Origin of the sequence: Streptomyces herbicida, assembly GCF_032656585.1 — a bacterium.
Taxonomy (GTDB): domain Bacteria; phylum Actinomycetota; class Actinomycetes; order Streptomycetales; family Streptomycetaceae; genus Streptomyces; species Streptomyces herbicida.
The window spans coordinates 671,718-687,280 of the sequence record NZ_JAUYWJ010000001.1; the positions used below are offsets into that span (position 1 = coordinate 671,718).

Annotated in this window: 13 protein-coding genes and 2 pseudogenes; 5 read left to right on the forward strand and 10 right to left on the reverse strand. The window is 71.0% G+C overall.

Features of this window, described 5'->3' with window-relative positions; genetic code table 11:
- Window positions 1–16 precede the first annotated feature (16 nt).
- Window positions 17–1,123: a ferritin-like domain-containing protein gene (locus Q8A52_RS03075; RefSeq protein ID WP_316748472.1), complete on the forward strand. Its 1,107-nt coding sequence runs from the start codon at window positions 17–19 to the stop codon at window positions 1,121–1,123.
- Window positions 1,124–1,235: 112 nt separating this feature from the next.
- Entirely contained in the window at window positions 1,236–1,835 is a 600-nt protein-coding gene (locus Q8A52_RS03080) for a Uma2 family endonuclease (protein ID WP_316748474.1), read from the forward strand.
- Here Q8A52_RS03080 and Q8A52_RS03085 read toward each other — a convergent pair.
- The 6 genes from Q8A52_RS03085 to Q8A52_RS03110 form a co-directional block, all read right to left on the reverse strand.
- Complete coding sequence (locus tag Q8A52_RS03085) at window positions 1,832–2,341, reverse strand: DUF3291 domain-containing protein (protein ID WP_316748475.1); 510 nt, start codon at window positions 2,339–2,341, stop codon at window positions 1,832–1,834. The two genes, Q8A52_RS03080 and Q8A52_RS03085, sit on opposite strands and share 4 nt — an antisense overlap.
- A gap of 44 nt (window positions 2,342–2,385) precedes the next feature.
- Window positions 2,386–3,843 (reverse strand): penicillin-binding transpeptidase domain-containing protein, encoded by a 1,458-nt coding sequence (locus Q8A52_RS03090; protein WP_316748476.1) that lies wholly within the window; start codon window positions 3,841–3,843, stop codon window positions 2,386–2,388.
- Window positions 3,840–5,201: an FtsW/RodA/SpoVE family cell cycle protein gene (locus tag Q8A52_RS03095; protein ID WP_316748478.1), complete on the reverse strand. Its 1,362-nt coding sequence runs from the start codon at window positions 5,199–5,201 to the stop codon at window positions 3,840–3,842. Before Q8A52_RS03095 ends, Q8A52_RS03090 begins: the two co-directional genes overlap by 4 nt.
- Window positions 5,202–5,279: 78 nt before the next feature.
- Window positions 5,280–6,557, reverse strand: a complete 1,278-nt coding sequence (locus Q8A52_RS03100; RefSeq protein WP_316748479.1) for a HAMP domain-containing sensor histidine kinase — start codon at window positions 6,555–6,557, stop codon at window positions 5,280–5,282.
- On the reverse strand, window positions 6,554–7,276 hold the full coding sequence (locus tag Q8A52_RS03105) for a hypothetical protein (RefSeq protein WP_316748481.1): 723 nt from the start codon (window positions 7,274–7,276) through the stop codon (window positions 6,554–6,556). The genes Q8A52_RS03100 and Q8A52_RS03105 overlap by 4 nt, the downstream gene beginning before the upstream one ends.
- A gap of 168 nt (window positions 7,277–7,444) precedes the next feature.
- Entirely contained in the window at window positions 7,445–7,948 is a 504-nt protein-coding gene (locus Q8A52_RS03110) for a protein-tyrosine phosphatase family protein (RefSeq protein ID WP_316748483.1), read from the reverse strand.
- 100 nt (window positions 7,949–8,048) lie between these two features.
- On the opposite strand from Q8A52_RS03110, the gene Q8A52_RS03115 reads away from it, so the two are divergent.
- Window positions 8,049–8,852, forward strand: a complete 804-nt coding sequence (locus Q8A52_RS03115) for a nuclease-related domain-containing protein (RefSeq protein ID WP_316748485.1) — start codon at window positions 8,049–8,051, stop codon at window positions 8,850–8,852.
- A 107-nt stretch (window positions 8,853–8,959) separates the two neighbouring features.
- Here the strand turns inward: Q8A52_RS03115 and ligD are convergent, their stop codons facing one another.
- Window positions 8,960–9,841, reverse strand: a complete 882-nt coding sequence (gene ligD, locus Q8A52_RS03120; RefSeq protein WP_316748487.1) for a non-homologous end-joining DNA ligase — start codon at window positions 9,839–9,841, stop codon at window positions 8,960–8,962.
- A 61-nt stretch (window positions 9,842–9,902) separates the two neighbouring features.
- Here ligD and ku point away from each other — a divergent pair, with 61 nt between their 5' ends.
- On the forward strand, window positions 9,903–11,033 hold the full coding sequence (ku, locus tag Q8A52_RS03125) for a non-homologous end joining protein Ku (RefSeq protein ID WP_450819293.1): 1,131 nt from the start codon (window positions 9,903–9,905) through the stop codon (window positions 11,031–11,033).
- Window positions 11,034–11,178: 145 nt separating this feature from the next.
- Here ku and Q8A52_RS03130 read toward each other — a convergent pair whose 3' ends face one another.
- The 3 genes and pseudogenes from Q8A52_RS03130 to Q8A52_RS03140 all read right to left on the reverse strand — a co-directional run.
- Window positions 11,179–12,438 (reverse strand): PP2C family protein-serine/threonine phosphatase, encoded by a 1,260-nt coding sequence (locus tag Q8A52_RS03130; RefSeq protein ID WP_316748490.1) that lies wholly within the window; start codon window positions 12,436–12,438, stop codon window positions 11,179–11,181.
- 102 nt (window positions 12,439–12,540) lie between these two features.
- Window positions 12,541–13,299: an IclR family transcriptional regulator gene (locus tag Q8A52_RS03135; RefSeq protein ID WP_316748492.1), complete on the reverse strand. Its 759-nt coding sequence runs from the start codon at window positions 13,297–13,299 to the stop codon at window positions 12,541–12,543.
- A 43-nt stretch (window positions 13,300–13,342) separates the two neighbouring features.
- Window positions 13,343–13,564 (reverse strand): annotated as a pseudogene (locus Q8A52_RS03140) (DNA-binding protein); the annotation flags it as partial.
- Window positions 13,565–13,726: 162 nt separating this feature from the next.
- On the opposite strand from Q8A52_RS03140, the pseudogene Q8A52_RS03145 reads away from it, so the two are divergent.
- Window positions 13,727–15,372 (forward strand): annotated as a pseudogene (locus Q8A52_RS03145) (SWIM zinc finger family protein).
- Window positions 15,373–15,563 lie beyond the last annotated feature (191 nt).

Consider the following 15,563-nt stretch of genomic DNA (forward strand, 5'->3'; position numbering starts at 1 on the left):
TGTGAGCCTGCGAGGTATGCCGACCAACGATCTGTACGCCAAGCACCCGGGAGACCCCCACTGGCAGGTGCCCGCGACCGGAGCGGCCCGGTTCAGCTGGGAGTACGACGAAGGACGTGACCGTCTGCTCGCCCTGTACCAGAAGGGCAAGGACAAGCAGTGGGACGGGCAGAAGCGGATCGACTGGCACTTGGAGGTCGATCCGTACGACCCGCTCGGCACCCCCGACGAGGCGATGTCCCTCTACGGCAGCAAGTACTGGGCGAAGCTCACCGACAAGGACAAGGGCCTGCTGCGGCAGCACTACGCCTCCTGGCAGTTCAGCCAGTTCCTGCACGGCGAACAGGGCGCGATGATCTGCGCGGCGCGGATCGTGGAGTCCGTTCCCGACCTGGACGCCAAGTTCTACTCCGCGACCCAGACGATGGACGAGGCCCGGCACGCCGAGATCTACGGCCGTTTCCTGCACGAGAAGATCGGGATGCTCTACCCGATCAACGACAACCTCCAGGCCCTGCTCGGCGACACCCTCCGCGACAGCCGCTGGGACATGCCCTACCTCGGCATGCAGGTCCTCATCGAGGGGCTCGCGCTGGCCGCCTTCGGCATGATCCGGGACACCACCGACAAGCCGCTGCCCAAGCAGATCCTGGCCTACGTCATGCAGGACGAGGCCCGGCACGTGGCCTTCGGCCGCATGGCGCTGCGCGACTACTACAAGCAGCTCACCGACGCCGAGCTCCGTGAGCGCGAGGAGTTCGTCATCGAGGGCTGCTATCTGATGCGCGACCGGCTGCGCGGGGTCGAGGTCCTGGAGAACTTCGGCATCCCGAAGGCGGAGGCCGAGGAGCTCAGCGAGCGCTCCGAGTTCCTCCAGCTCTTCCGCAAGCTGCTGTTCAGCCGCATCGTGCCCTGCGTCAAGGACATCGGCCTGTGGGGCGAGCGCCTCCAGCAGGCCTATGTCGACATGGGCGTGCTGGAGATGGGCGACTCCAACCTGGACCTGCTGATGGCCCAGGACGAGGAGATCGCCGAACAACTGGACGCGGAGCGGTTCGCCGTGGAGGAGCGGGAGCGGGTCGCGGAGGTGGAGGAGGCGATCGAACGGGGTGCGCACGCCTGACTCAGTCGAGCGTCAACGATACGTTGCGCGATCACTCGAGCGACGGGCGAATCGGCAAATTCCCCTGGGTACGCTGACCGTGCCAGGCAGACTCTGGCGTATGGGAGCGATCATGAGCGCCGCACGTGACTACGGGCTGGACGACGACTACGAGTGGCCTCGTCCGCCGGAGGGCGGCTGGACGGCGGACGACCTCGACAAGCTTCCCAATCTTCCTCCGCACACGGAGCTGATCGACGGGAGTCTTGTCTTCGTGAGTCCGCAGACCAGTTTCGACTCACGTGCCATGCGCTTGCTGGAGCACACTCTGCTGGATCAGGTGCCGGACGAGCTGGACGTCATCCGCGAGATGACCATCAAGCTCAACAAGCGCAACCGTCCGGAGCCCGACGTCATCGTCTTCCGTGCGGGGGCCGACACCGGTCCGAAGCAGACCTGGTATCGGCCGGAAGACGTCGTGATCGCTGTCGAGGTCGTGTCGGAGGACTCGGAGGACCGAGACCGGGAGGTCAAGCCACGGAAGTACGCGCACGCGGGCATTCCGCACTACTGGCGCGTTGAGGAGAACGAGGGCCTTCCGGTGGTCTACGTCTACGAACTCGACCCCGCGACCCAGACCTACGGCCTGACCGGAATCTTCCACGACAAGCTTGAGTTGACCGTCCCTTTCCCCATCGAGATCGACCTCACCGCGACCAACCGCCGCCGCTAGACACCGCAGCCCAGCCCCTCCGGCACCGCACCGAGCTCCGGCGCCGACGCCCCCGCCGGGAACGACGTGCGGAGCGTGAAGGCGTACGGCGTCGGGCCGTTGGCGCGCAGATGCAGCAACCGCTCCTCCGCCTCCCCCACCGTCGGCCGATGCCCCGCCGGCACCCACCACAGCGTCGCCATCGCCTCCTCGACCCGCTCGAACCACTCCCGCCGCCGGGCCAGCAACTCCCTGTGCTGTCCCTGATACATGAACGCCGTGAGCGCGTTCGTGTCCCGCCACACCGACATGTTGATGACCAGCCACTCGTCCCCGAGCACGGGGATGTCGGTCGCGTTGCCGGAGTCGCTCTGCAGTCGCCAGACGAACCCGTCGGCGGCGTCCGCCACGGCGTTCACGGGGTCGAGGGCATCGACGAAGTACTTCAACTCGGGTGAATCCAGAGGGAACTTGAGGCGGGCGATATTGACCTGGGCGAGTTCGTACGCGGCTGCGGATGAGGTCATGACCGAACGGTAGGTCGGGACACCGGCCCGCGGTACCCCCCGTCTCACGAGTCGAGAACCGCCTGCATCACCGCCTTCGCGATCGGTGCCGCGTCCCCGCCCCCGCTGATGTCCCCGCGGTCCGCCGCCGCGTCCTCCACCACCACGGCCACCGCCACCTTCGGCTCCATCTGGTCGTCGCGCTGCGCCCACGACACGAACCAGGCGTACGGCACACCGGAGTTGCCGATGCCGTGCTGGGCGGTGCCGGTCTTGCCGCCCACCGTGGCACCGGGGATCGCGGCGTTCGCGCCGGTGCCCTCCCGCACCACGTCCGTCATCAACTCCCGCATCCGCACGGCGGTCGCCGGGTTCATCGCCTGGCGGATCGGACGGGCACCGGTCGTCGCGACCGTCTCGCCGCCTTTGCGGACGGTCCGCTCGACCAGGTACGGCGTCCGCACCTGCCCGCCGTTGGCGACGGCCGCCGCGACCATCGCCATCTGGAGCGGCGTGGCCCGCGTGTTGTACTGGCCGATCGAGGACAGGGCCAGCTGCGCCCTGTCCACATGGGTGTCGAAGGTGCTCCGCGCGACGGAGAAGGGGATCCTCAGGCCGGCGTCGTTGAAGCCGAAGGCCTGGGCCGTCGAGGCCATCGCGTCGAGCCCCACGTCCACGCCCAGCTTCGCGAACACCGTGTTGCACGACCACTCGAACGCGGCCCGCACCGAGGTGTCCTCGCAGCCGTCGGACTCGTTCGTCAGCCGTGTCCTCGTACCGGGCAGCGTGTAGGGGTCGGGGGAGTCGGTGGGCGTGTCCAGGTCGCTGAGGACCCCCGCGTCCAGCGCCGCCGCCGCGGTGACCACCTTGAAGGTGGAACCCGGCGGATAGGTCTGCCGTACGGCCCGGTTGAGCATCGGCTGCTCCGGGTCGTCGTTGAGCCGCGCCCAGGCCGAGGTCACCGGCTCGCCGTTCCCGGACAGCTCGGCGGGGTCGTACGAGGGGGTGGACACCAGCGCCAGGATCCGGCCGGTCGACGGCTCGACGGCCGCCACCGCGCCCTTGCGCGCCCCGAGCCCCCGGTACGCCGCCTCCTGTGCGGCCCGGTTGAGCGTCGTGACGACGTCCCCGGGCCGGTTCCGCGCGCGCGTGACGTCGTTCCACAGAGGAAACGGCGACAGCATCGGGTCGGTGCCGGACAGGATGCCGTCGTCGGCGTGCTCCAGGAATGTCGTGCCGTACACCTGTGAGGCGAACCCGGTCACCGGGGCGTACAACGGCCCGTTCTGGTAAGTCCGTTCGTGGCGGAGCTGCTCGCCGGTGTCCTTGGAGCCGGTGACCGGGATGCCGTCGACCAGGATGTCGCCGCGCGGTTGGCCGTAACGGGCGATCGCGGCACGGCGGTTGGCCGCGTTCTCGTCGTAGGAGGGCGCCTGGACGACCTGCACGCGGGCGGAGTTGACGAGCAGCGCCACCATCAGCAGGGCGCAGAACGCGGCGGCGTGCCGCATGTACTTGGTCACGGGGCCACCCGGCCGTCGTACTGGCTGCGGGCCGAGTCGCTCACCCGGATCAGCAGAGCCACGATCGCCCAGTTGGTGACGACCGAGGAGCCGCCCTGCGCCAGGAACGGCATCGCCATGCCGGTCAGCGGGATCAGACCGGTCACCCCGCCCGCGATCACGAACACCTGCAGCGCCACGATCGAGGCGAGACCGAGGGCGAGCAGACGGCCGAAGGGGTCGCGCAACGCGAGCCCGGCCCGGTAGCCGCGCTCCACCAGGAGGCCGTAGAGGACGAAGATCGCCGACAGGCCGGCCAGGCCCAGCTCCTCGCCCGCCGTCGCCAGGATGAAGTCCGACTTGGCCGCGAAGCCGATCAGGATGGAGTGGCCGAGGCCCAGCCCGGCGCCGAGGACCCCGCCCGCCGCGAAGGCGAACAGGGACTGGGCGAGCTGGTTGGGGCCAAGGCCCGCCTCGATCGTGGCGAACGGGTGCAGCCAGTCCTGGACCCTGCTGTGCACATGCGGTTCCAGCCAGCCGACGGCGACCGCGCCGAGCACCGCGAGCAGCAGGCCGACCGCGATCCAGCCGGTGCGGCCGGTGGCCACGTACAGCAGGACGACGAACAGGCCGAAGAAGAGCAGCGAGGTGCCGAGGTCCCGCTCGAGGACGAGGACGCCCACACTGATCAGCCAGATGGCGAGGATCGGGCCGAGGACCCGGCCGGTGGGCAGTTGCACGAACCAGATCCGGCGGCCCGCGTAGGCGAGCGCGTTGCGGTTGGCCGCCAGGTACGCGGCGAAGAACACCGCGAGGAGCACCTTCGCGAACTCGCCCGGCTGGATGGAGAATCCGGCGAACAGGATCCAGATGTGGGCGCCGTTCACGGCCGGGAACAGAATCGGCACCATGAGCAGGGCGAGGGCCGTGACCACGCTGACGTACGCATAGCGCTGGAGCACCCGGTGGTCGCGCAGCAGCAGTACCACCACGATGAACAGGGCCACGCCGAGCGTGGACCAGACGAGTTGCGTGGGGGCGGCCCGGTCGCCGGGCGTCTCCAGGTCGAGCCGGTAGATGAGGACCAGACCGAGGCCGTTGAGCAGCACGCCGATGGGCAGCGGGAGGGGATCGGCGTACGGGGCCCGGAAGCGGACCGCGATGTGCGCGAGCAGGGCGAGCACGCCGAGCCCGGCGCCGTAGCCGACGGCACCGGGCGGGACGGTGCCCGTCTTCGCCAGGCCGACGTCGCAGTAGCCGTACACGGACAGCAGTACGGCCAGCACGATCAGGGCGAGTTCGATGCCGCGGCGCCGGGGGAGACGTACATCGGGCGCGGGGGCCTGCCTCGCCGCAACGGTGGTTCCGGCCTTCGTCATGTCCGGAACTTACCTAAATGGGGCGTCTTGCGCGCCCTGTGGCCGACGCCAGCGTGGCGAGCCCCGCCCACGGTCCCGTCACATCGACTCGGACGCCCCCGGAGCGGCCGCCGGCGGTGCCGGCGGCAGCGTCAGCGTGGCCACCGCGCCGTCGTCGAGGGCGTTGGCGAAGGTCAGCCGGGCGCCGAGCACCTCCGCCTGGCCCAGGGCGATGGTCAGCCCGAGCCCATGGCCCCTTGCCCCGCCCTCGGTGCGGAAGCGCTGCGGTCCGTGCTCCACCAGGTAGTCCGGATAACCGTCCCCGTGGTCCCGCACGACCACGACCGGACCGTCCACCGTCAGCACCACCGGGCCCCGCCCGTGTTTGTGCGCGTTCGCCACGAGGTTCCCGAGCACCCGCTCCAGCCGCCGCCGGTCGGTCTCCACCAGGGCGTCGCGTACGACCTTCACCTCGGTGTCGGTGCCCGACCCTCGCACTACCCGCCGGGCCAGCGCGCCCAGTTCCTCCGTGTCCAGGTCCAGCCGCTCCCGCCCGGTGTCGAGCCGGGAGATCTCCAGCAGGTCCTCGGTGAGCGTGCGCAGGGCCGCCACCCGGTCCCGGACCAGCTCCGTCGGCCGGCCCGGCGGCAGCAGCTCGGCCGCCGCGTGCAGCCCGGTCAGCGGGGTGCGCAGCTCGTGCGCCACGTCCGCGGTGAACCGCTGCTCGCTCAGCAGCTTGCTCTGCAGCGAGGACGCCATCGAGTCCAGCGCGGCGGCGACCGCGGCCACCTCGTCGTGGGAGCGGGCCACGTCCTTCGTACGCGGGTCGTTCACACGCGCGTCCAGGTCGCCCGCGCTGATCCGCCGGGCCACCCGCGCCGTGCCGTGCAGCCGCCGGGTCACCCGGGTCACCGCGAACGCGCCGATCAGCAGGGTCACCGTGATCGCCAGCCCCGACGACCACAGGATCGACCGGTCGAGCCCGGCGATCGTGCGGGCCTGCTGCGAGTAGTCGACCTCGACTGCCAGCGCCCGGTCGCCGTCGGCGGGACCGGCCGCCCACATCGTGGGGCGCCCGTGGTGGATCGCGACCATCGTGCCCCGGGCCCCGGCCACCGCCAGCGCCCGCAGCGGCTCCGGCAGCCCGGCGGGGTCCACACCGGCTCCCGGCAGCAGCGCGTCCCCGGCCTGGTACGCCCTGGTCGCGTCCGCCAGCCGGTCCAGCGCCTGGTCCCGGGCCTGGCCGACGGTCTGGTCGGTCACCGAGACATGCACCAGGACACCGAGCAGTGCGGCCAGCGCACAGCACATCACCGCGATGAACGCGGCGGACTTCACCGCGAGCGTCCCGGCCCACTGGGGCAGGCTCATCCTCATCGCCTGCTCGCGGAGGGGGAGGCGGACGGGGTGGGCGACGCCTTCCGCCGGCCGGTGCGCAGGAACTCGTCGCGCGTGAACACCATCGCGTGCTGGCTCTGGTCCCACTCCCAGGTCGTGCGGTACTCGTAGCCGGTGATCCCGGCCGGAGAGCGGACGATCACGGCCCGTCCGGCGAGCTCGACCCCGATGATCGCGTCGTTGTCGGCCATGACCTGGACCAGCCGGTCCCCTTCGAAGGCGTAGACGCGCACCGCGGTCTGGTTGGTCGGGAACAGCCGGAAGCCCAGCGTCATGTCCTCCCGGCCGTCGCCGGTCAGGTCCCGGTAGTACGCCTTCAGCAGCGGGCACCGGCTGCGGTTCCCGCCCTTCGCGCACTCGTCCATCCGCACGGCTGTCTCGTGGTACGGGCCCTTGGGGTCGTAGTCGTCCGGGTGCGCGGCGATCTCCGCCCGTACGACGGCGACCGGATCGACCTTGCGGATGTCCCGGCCGGGATCGGTGAAGCCCTTCACCACCTCGGTCGACCCCTCGTCGTACTCATAGGCCGGGCTGGACGCCGGCCGCAGATCCGGCCAGAGCTTCACGGGGCTGATCGCGGTCGGGGTCGCACCGGCGCGTCGCAGCCCGCCCGTGTCGCCGCAGGCTGCCGCCGTCGCCGCGAGAAGGCCGACGGCGACGGCGGACAGAGCGGTGCGCGCGGGACGGCTGAAAGGCACGGTACTCCTGTGGCTCGGATCGATCGGTGCCGCCGTACACCCTATTCGTCCGGAGAAACGGTTATCCCGCTACTTGGCGGTCTCGGTGACAGGCTCCGCTACTCGGCGGCAGATTCCGCTGGTCGGTGGCAGGCTCCGCCGGCCGGCGGGCTCAGCGGCAGGGGTTCGCTACTCGGCCAGTTCCTCCAGGAGCCGGACGGTCGGCAGGCCGGTGCGCAGGTAGTCGACGAACAGCTCGTTGTGCAGGGCCCAGGGGGAGCGGCGGCTGCGGATGAGCCGGATGGCGTCCTCCGCGGAGTGCCCCCGGTCGACCAGGGCGTGCGCGACCACCAGCCCCGAGCGGTTGTAGCCGCTGTAACACCGCACGAGGACACTCCGCCCCGCGTCCAGCGCGTCACCCGCGGCCCGGGCCAGCCGCATGACACCGGCGAGCTGGGTGCCGTCCAGCGGACCGTCCGGTATCGGCCACACATGGTGCTCCACACCGGGGTCCGGACCGTGCCCCGGCAGCATCAGCAAGGTCTGCACAAGATCGAACTCGTCCCGGACGACGGCGAGCTCCAGCCCCGTGGGCCCCTTGAACTCGTGCCCGCCCATCCACAGACCGGGCACGATCTCGCTCCACGGGCTGTCCGGAGCCGGAACGTCGGGTTGCTTCCTGCGGGTCCGCAACGGCGCCTCCCCAGCTGCCCCTCCCAACCGGTCTCAAAGGTAGCCGGGTTCTTGCCCCTGAAGCACCCCTCCTGTTCCCATGGTCGAGGGGTGATGGCACATGAGCGGACTGCGCGTCGTGCCGACCTGGCGGCACGGCCAGGAACGGCTGTACGTCTGCCTCACGGACGGAAGGAACATCGCCTGGTACGACCGTGAGGCGGCCCGGGTCAACCTGCTCAGCGAGGAGAGCAGGGAGGACGTCATGGAGGTGCTGGGCCCCTTCCTGGCCGGCCCGGTGACGGTGGGCCCGCCCCCAATCCCGACACCGGCGGAGCTCGCCCGCCTCTCGCTCCACCCCGACGACGACCTGGCCCCGAACCGCCCCGGCGAGGCCCTCCTGGTGGCCCTGGACCGGGACCCGGCCCCGCCCCACCGCCTCCGCCCGGACCCGCGCCGCCGGGCCCTGCTGGCCGAGCAGGCCGTGGGCGAGGTCCTGGACCGCCTGGACGGCGCGGGCTGGCACGCACTGCACTCGGTCCCCCTGCCCGGCGGCGACCGCATCCACCATCTGCTCATCGGCCCCGGCGGGCTCTTCGTCCTGCACGCTCTCTACGCCCGAAAGCAGCGGGTCCTCGTGGCCGACCCCATGGTCGCCCTGGGCCGCCGCGAGCCGCGCCCGCTCCTGCGCCGCGTCCGCGCCGACGCCGACCGGGCGTCGTACGCCCTGACGGCCGAGGTCCGCCCGGTCCTGGCCCTGGCGGGCCCGGCGACCCTCTCCGTCACGGCCCCGCTCCGCGAGATCCGCGTCCTGCGGGACACCGAGCTGGCGGGGCTGGCCCGGCTCGGGGGTGTGCTGAAGCCGGCGGATGTGGAGGCGTTGCATGCGATGGCCCGGGACCGGAACACGTGGTTGAGGGTGTGAGGACCGCTCGACGGCTCGACCGCTCGACGGCTCGGCTGCGGGCAGTTGGGCCGGTGAGGTGAGTACCACCTCACGGTGAGGTGAGTACCTCACGGCGAGTGCGGTGTTCACGGCAGCGGACTCGCGCGCCCCGCATCCAGCAGCGGCGCCATCAGATCCCCGAAGTCCTGCAGCCGCGGCGCGATGTCCCCCGCCTGGAACACCAGCCGCCCCGCGTCCCGGCACTCCTCGACCTCCTCCCACGTCACCGGCGTGGAAACGGCCGGCTCACGTCGCGCCCGAAGGGTGTACGGAGCCGCCGTGGTCTTCCGCGCGGCGTTCTGGCTCCAGTCCACGAACACCTTTCCGGGCCGCAGACTCCGCGTCATCCGGTGCACCACCAGCCGCGGCATCGCCCGCTCCGCCTCCACGGCCAGCCCCTTGGCGTACTCCGACGCCTGCTCCGACGACACCCCCCGCACCGCCGCGAGCAGATGCAGCCCCTTCGACCCGGACGTCTTCGCATACGCCTCGACCCCGTCGCCGGCCAGCCGCTCCCGCAGCCACAGCGCGACCTCGCAGCAGTGCACGATCGTCGCCGGAGCCCCGGGATCGAGGTCGAAGACGAGCCGGTCCGCCTCCCCCGGCGCCTCGATCACCCACTGGGGCGTGTGGAACTCGGTGACGAGGTTCGACGCCCACATCAGCGAGGGCAGATCCTGCACCAGCACCATCCGCGCGGGCCCGTCCGACCGCGGCACCTGCGCGGAGGTGACCCAGTCGGGCGTACCGGGCGGCACGTTCTTGGTGAAGAACACCTGACCGTCCGGCCCGTCCGGGTACCGCAGGAAGGACACCGGCCGGTCCCGGAGATGCGGAAGCAGGACCTCCGCGATGGTCGCGTAGTAGTGCAGCAGCTCGCCCTTGGTGAAGCCGGTCGCCGGATACAGCACCTTCTCCAGGTTGCTGAGCGCGACCCGTCGCCCCTCCACCTCAGTGATCGGCGTCATACGATGAGAATCCCATGAAACCGCGATAAACCGGCGTATACGGATCGGAAGGGTGCTGCACGTGCGATCCATATGGAACGGCGCCATCTCCTTCGGCCTGGTCAGCATCCCGATCAAGCTGGTGAACGCCACCGAGAGCCACTCGATCTCCTTCCGCCAGATCCACACCAAGGACGGCGGCCGCATCCGCTACCGCAAGGTCTGCGAACTCGAGGACCGTGAGGTCAGCGGCGCGGAGATCGGCAAGGGGTACGAGGACGCGGACGGCACGATCATCCCGATCACCGACGAGGACCTGGCCAACCTCCCGATCCCCACCGCACGGACCATCGACATCGTCGCCTTCGTCCCCGCCGACCGGATCGACCCGCTCCAGATGGACGCCGCGTACTACCTCGCGGCCGGCGGCGCCCCGGCCGCGAAGCCGTACACCCTGCTGCGAGAGGCCCTCAAGCGCAGCAACAAGGTGGCCATCGCGAAGTACGCGCTGCGCGGCCGCGAACGCCTGGGCATGCTGCGCGTGGTCGGCAACGCCATCGCGATGCACGGCCTGCTGTGGCCGGACGAGGTCCGCGCCCCCGAGGGTGTCGCCCCGGACGTGGACGTCACGGTCCGCGACAAGGAACTCGACCTCGCGGACGCCCTGATGGACACCCTCGGCGAGGTCGACCTGGAGGACCTGCACGACGAGTACCGAGAGGCTCTGGAAGAGGTCATCGCGGCGAAGGCGGCCGGCGAGGAGCTCCCCGAGGCCCCCGCTCCCGCGCCCGGCGGCAAGGTGCTCGACCTGATGGCGGCCCTGGAGAAGAGCGTGCGGGCAGCGAAGGAGTCCCGGGGGGAGGAAGTGGCCGGTGAGACCGGCGGGGCAGAGGAGACAGGGGAGGCCGAGGTCACACCGCTCCCGCCGCGCAGAACGGCCCGGGCCGCGCCCAAGGAGACGGGCGGCAAGAAGTCGACGACCACGGCGAAGAAGACGGCCGCCTCGGCGAGGAAGTCCACCGAGACGGCGAAGAAGACGGCCGCGCCCAGGACGACGACGAAGAGCGCGGCGAAGACGACGGCGAAGACCACGGCCAAGTCGACATCGAAGGCCACCGCGAGCACGTCCAAGAGCGCCGCGAAGAAGACGGCTGCGAAGAAGGCGACGAAGGCGGCGGCGAAGAAGGCCACGCCGCGGAAGCGAACCGCGTGACCGGCGGGCCCATTGTCGTGGCGCCCCGGCGTCAGTGCTGGAGTGCGACTTTCGCGGCGGCGGCCTTCTGCTCGAGAGCCTGACCACGCTGACCACGCTGATCATGTCGGCCCCGTTGGTCCCATTGGTCCCGTTGATCACGGCCTCAGCCCTCTGCGACCACCACGCCGGCGACGTCGGTCACGTCGGTCACGTCGGTCACGTCGGCTACGTCCGTCACGTCGGCTACGTCGGTCACGTCGGTCACGTCGGTCACGTCGGCCGAGGTGGGCTTGCGCAGCAGAAGCAGAGCCGCGTCGTCATGCAGCCGGCCGCCCACGTGGGCCAGCAGATCGTCGTGGAGTGCGGTCAACGTACGGGCCGGCTCATGGCTCACATGCCGCGCCAGCCCCTCGGCGAGCGGATAGAACTCACGACCGTGATCGCGGGCCTCGGTGACGCCGTCCGTGTAGAGCAACAGCTGGTCCCCGTCGGAGAAGGACAGCACCTGCAGGCGGGGGCTCTCACCGCTGAGGGCGCGCAGCCCGAGGGGTGGAGCGGGATGGGCGGGCTCGACGGCGATGACCTCGCAGTCGCGCACCAGCAGCGGGGGCGCGTGGCCGCAGTTGACCACCTCCAGCCGCCCGGGCTCGGGATATCCGGCGACCACGGCGGTGACGAAGTCGTCCTGACCGAGGTTGCGCGCGAGGCTGCGCTCGATCCGGTCGACGACGGCGAGGAGATCGGGCTCGTCGTAGGCGGCCTCGCGGAAGATGCCCAGTACGAGAGCGGCGGTCTCGACCGCCGGCAGCCCCTTGCCGCGTACGTCGCCGACGATGAGCCGTACACCGTGCGGGGTGGGCACCAGGGCGTACAGATCGCCGCCGATACGGGCCTCCGCGGCGGCCGCGCTGTAGCGGACGGCCACCTGGAACGGGCCGACGGCGGCCGGTACGGGCTGCAGGAGCGCGTGCTGGGCGGCCTCCGCGACGGAGCGGACGGCGGCGAGCACCAGCTCCCGGCGCCTGCGCAGCGCGCTGGCCAGGGCACTCGCGAGGGTGACGGCCACCAGGGCGGCGAGTACGACAGCGAGCTCGTGGCCCGGCGCACGGTCACGGAGGCCGAGGGCCGTACCGAGCGCCGTAGCCAGCAGTCCGACGCGCAGGACTCCGCGGGGCCCGTTGGTGGTGGCGGCCAGCGCGGGCCCGGCGGCGAGCAGGGGCACCCAGGTCAGCCCCGTGCCGAAGACGAGGTCGATGGCCACGACGGCGGAGACGATCAGTACGGGCAGGACCGGCAGCACGGTGGTGGCGGCGACGGGCTGTTCGCCGGGCCGAACCAGGACCGACAGCGCGGGGCCGGCCGCACGGCCCATGAAGGGCCACGTCTGCCGGTGGTCGCCACCATGGTCTCGCCTCTGACTCATGATCGGTCCGCAGTCCTCACCTGTACGAGGGCGATGCTCGCCCGGAATGTCCGTTCAGTCCAGGTAAAGGGTTCGACAGAGGCTGCCACAAGCAGCGGATTTTCAGATAGTGAGCGACAGACTCCTGGTCACGCGGCTTGCGATCGGGATCAACAGGGCCCTGGCCTCCTCGAGCCGGGAGAGCTGGTCCGCCCGCAGCGAGACGCCGAGCGAGCCGAGTGTGTCCCCGCTGTAGACGGGCACCGCGACGCACACGGTGCCGAGCGAGTACTCCTCCAGGTCCGTGACCGCCGGCGCCAGAGGCGCGTCGTCGATGCGCCGGAGCAGCTCCGGGCGATCGGTGATCGTCCGAGGGGTGAGATCGGCCAGCGAGTGGCGGGTCAGATAATCCATGCGGGAGTCGTCGTCCAGCTCCCGCAGCACGGACTTGCCCAGCGCGGTGGCGTGCCCGGCGTCCTCGAACCCCACCCACAGATCGACCCGCGGCGCCCGCGGCCCGTCGACGATCTCGGCGACCCGGATCTCGCCCTCCTCGTAAAAGGTGAGGTAGGCGGCTGCCGAGAGCTCGTCGCGCAGCGTGGCGAGCGTCGGCCGAACCCGGCTGAGCAGCGCCTGCCCACCACCGGCGTCGGTGAGCACCCGCAGCCGGTCCCCCAGCACGAACCCACCGTCGTCCAGCTTCCGCACGTACCCGTCGTGCACCAGAGTGCGCAACAGGTGATAGGCGGTGGCCAGGGGCAACTCGGTCTCCCGCGCCAACTGTTTGGCCGGCGCCCCGTTCACATGCCCACTCACGGCCTCCAACAGCCGAAACGCCCGCTGCACGGATCCAATGAGCGTGGGCCCCTCACGCGCACCCATGGGACAAGGGTGCTCCGGGGGGACGGGAGGGGCAAGGCAAGCGGGGGATGAGCACCTCCTTCGCAGCGAGGCGGGAGAGCAGCCATTCCAGGCCTGGGCGGTTGATGCGCGGGTGGGCCACTCCCACCAGAGCGGCTGCGGACGTGACCACGCGCAGACCGTCGGCGCGGGCAAGAGCGAGCCAGGCGGTGACCGGGCGATCACGCAGCAGGGCCTTGGCCGGCCCATCACGTCCGCTTCCGCCTGACAGAGCGGGGAGGCACAGCGGGCACGGTGAAAGAGGCTCGCGCGGAGGCCTCGACAATGAACCCGGCGTTTCGCGGGGCGGCGGCCTTGACGGTCGAGCGGCTGAACTTGTGGGTCTGCACATCCTGGCAGCCCTAGGCTGGCGGATGGTCAACTGCGCAACGTGGAGTAGGCGGAGACCATGGGCAGTCTCACCGAGGCCAACCTCAAGAAGCTGGCCGGTGCCCGTTCTTTCGAGCGCGCGCTCGGATACCTGGATGCGGTGCCGCGAGTGTTCACGGCACGGAACGGTACGAGGTGGAGCTGACCCTGGACGGGCCCGGCGGCCTGGCCGGTGAGTGCGATTGCCCGTACGGCCTGGAGGGCAACTTCTGCAAGCACCTGGTCGCCCTGGGCCTGAGGGTGCTCGCCCAGCGGGAGAGCCTGCCGCGGCAGCGGAAGGCGGCCCGGGAGGGCGCGCAGGACCTGGACGGATGGCTGTCCGCCCTGTCCGAGGACGAGTTGCTTGCTCTACTGCGGGAACAGATCGACGAGGACCGGCAGCTGCGGCGCCGCCTGGAACTACGGGCCGCGAGCGTCCGCGGGGACCTTGCCGCGGTCCGGTCCCGTATCCGCGATCTGCTCGACATCGGCCCCTTCGCGCAGTACGGGTACGTCGAGTACGCAGATGCCCGCGCCTACGCCGACCAGGCCGGGCAGGCGGTTTCCTCGATCAGGGCGCTGACCGGCTCGGGCCGGGCCGCCGATGCGATCACCCTGGCGCGGGAGGCGATGCGGCTGCTGGCCGAGGCGGTGGAGAGCGTCGACGACTCGGACGGCCGGCTCGGGCAGATCGGCGCGGACCTCGCCGACGCCCACCTCGACGCGTGCCGTGCGGCCCGCCCTGACCCCGAGGAGCTTGCGCGCTGGCTGGTCGGCCATGTGCTCGGCGACATCGACGGCGGCGTGACCGACATCGATCCGCTCGATTACGAGGACGTCCTCGGCGAAGAGGGAATGGCCGTCGTGAGGAAGTCGGCGGTCGAGGCGTGGCGGGGCAACCCTCGCGGCTGGGCGGAGAAGCACCTGATGGAGCGTCTGGCCAAGGCGGGAGGCGATGTCGACGCGGTGATCGCCGTACATGCGGCCGACCTCGCGCCGAACGGCCACACGCACCTGGTCATCGCCCGCGAGCTGGACACCGCGCGGCGCTCCGACGAGGCCCTGCGCTGGGCAGAACGCGGCATCCGGGAAACCCGGGGCCTCACCGCCGTCGACACCGCCCTCGTCGACTACCTCTGCGACCGCTACACCCAGGCGGACCGTCTGTCGGATGCCGTCGCCGTGCGCCGCGACCACTTCCGCGCACGCCGCACCCTGGCCGCGTACCAGCAGCTGCGCACCGCCGCGCGAGCCGCGGACTGCTGGCCGGCCGAGCGTGGGGGAGCCCTTGCCCTGCTGCGGGCCGACGCGGAGCGGCGGCAACAGGGCTGGTACGGCGGCCCGGTCCTGGTCGATGCCCTGCTCGACGACAAGGACGTCGACGCCGCCTGGCAGGCCGCCACCCAAACCGAAGCCCACGACCGGCAGTGGCTTGCCCTCGCCGACCAGGCGCGGGCCGACCGTCCCGCCGACGCGCTCGGCGTCTACCTGCGCCTGACCGAGCCGCTCACCAAGCAGACCGGCAACGCGATCTACGAGCAGCTCGTCAGCCTGCTGCTGAGCATCCGGGACTGCCACCGATGCCTGGGAACGGAGGACGAGTTCGCCGTGTACGTCACCGCCCTGCGCACTGCCCAGAAGCGCAAGCGGAACCTGATGCGCCTGATGGACGAACAGGGTCTTTGAGTCGGACGGCGTTTCGGCGGTCCGGAGATCGCCAGCCTCAAGATTGAGGAGTCGTTGCGCGAATACGAGTGATCTCGAACATGGGTTGTCAGCCCCCAGCCCGCATGGGCCGGGGGCTTCGTCGTGTCTCAGTCGCGTGCCTTCGGCCGTTGGTTGCTGGTTGCACCCGCCGGGTCGCTTCCCATTTCACG

Excerpts from the sequence above, each read along its gene's own strand:
- Q8A52_RS03075 (WP_316748472.1), top strand. The coding sequence starts at position 17 with ATGCCGACCAACGATCTGTACGCCAAGCACCCGGGAGACCCCCACTGG.
- Q8A52_RS03080 (WP_316748474.1), top strand. The coding sequence starts at position 1,236 with ATGAGCGCCGCACGTGACTACGGGCTGGACGACGACTACGAGTGGCCT.
- Q8A52_RS03085 (WP_316748475.1), bottom strand. The coding sequence starts at position 2,341 with ATGACCTCATCCGCAGCCGCGTACGAACTCGCCCAGGTCAATATCGCC.
- Q8A52_RS03095 (WP_316748478.1), bottom strand. The coding sequence starts at position 5,201 with ATGACGAAGGCCGGAACCACCGTTGCGGCGAGGCAGGCCCCCGCGCCC.
- Q8A52_RS03100 (WP_316748479.1), bottom strand. The coding sequence starts at position 6,557 with ATGAGGATGAGCCTGCCCCAGTGGGCCGGGACGCTCGCGGTGAAGTCC.
- Q8A52_RS03115 (WP_316748485.1), top strand. The coding sequence starts at position 8,049 with ATGAGCGGACTGCGCGTCGTGCCGACCTGGCGGCACGGCCAGGAACGG.
- ligD (WP_316748487.1), bottom strand. The coding sequence starts at position 9,841 with ATGACGCCGATCACTGAGGTGGAGGGGCGACGGGTCGCGCTCAGCAAC.
- Q8A52_RS03130 (WP_316748490.1), bottom strand. The coding sequence starts at position 12,438 with ATGAGTCAGAGGCGAGACCATGGTGGCGACCACCGGCAGACGTGGCCC.
- Q8A52_RS03135 (WP_316748492.1), bottom strand. The coding sequence starts at position 13,299 with ATGGGTGCGCGTGAGGGGCCCACGCTCATTGGATCCGTGCAGCGGGCG.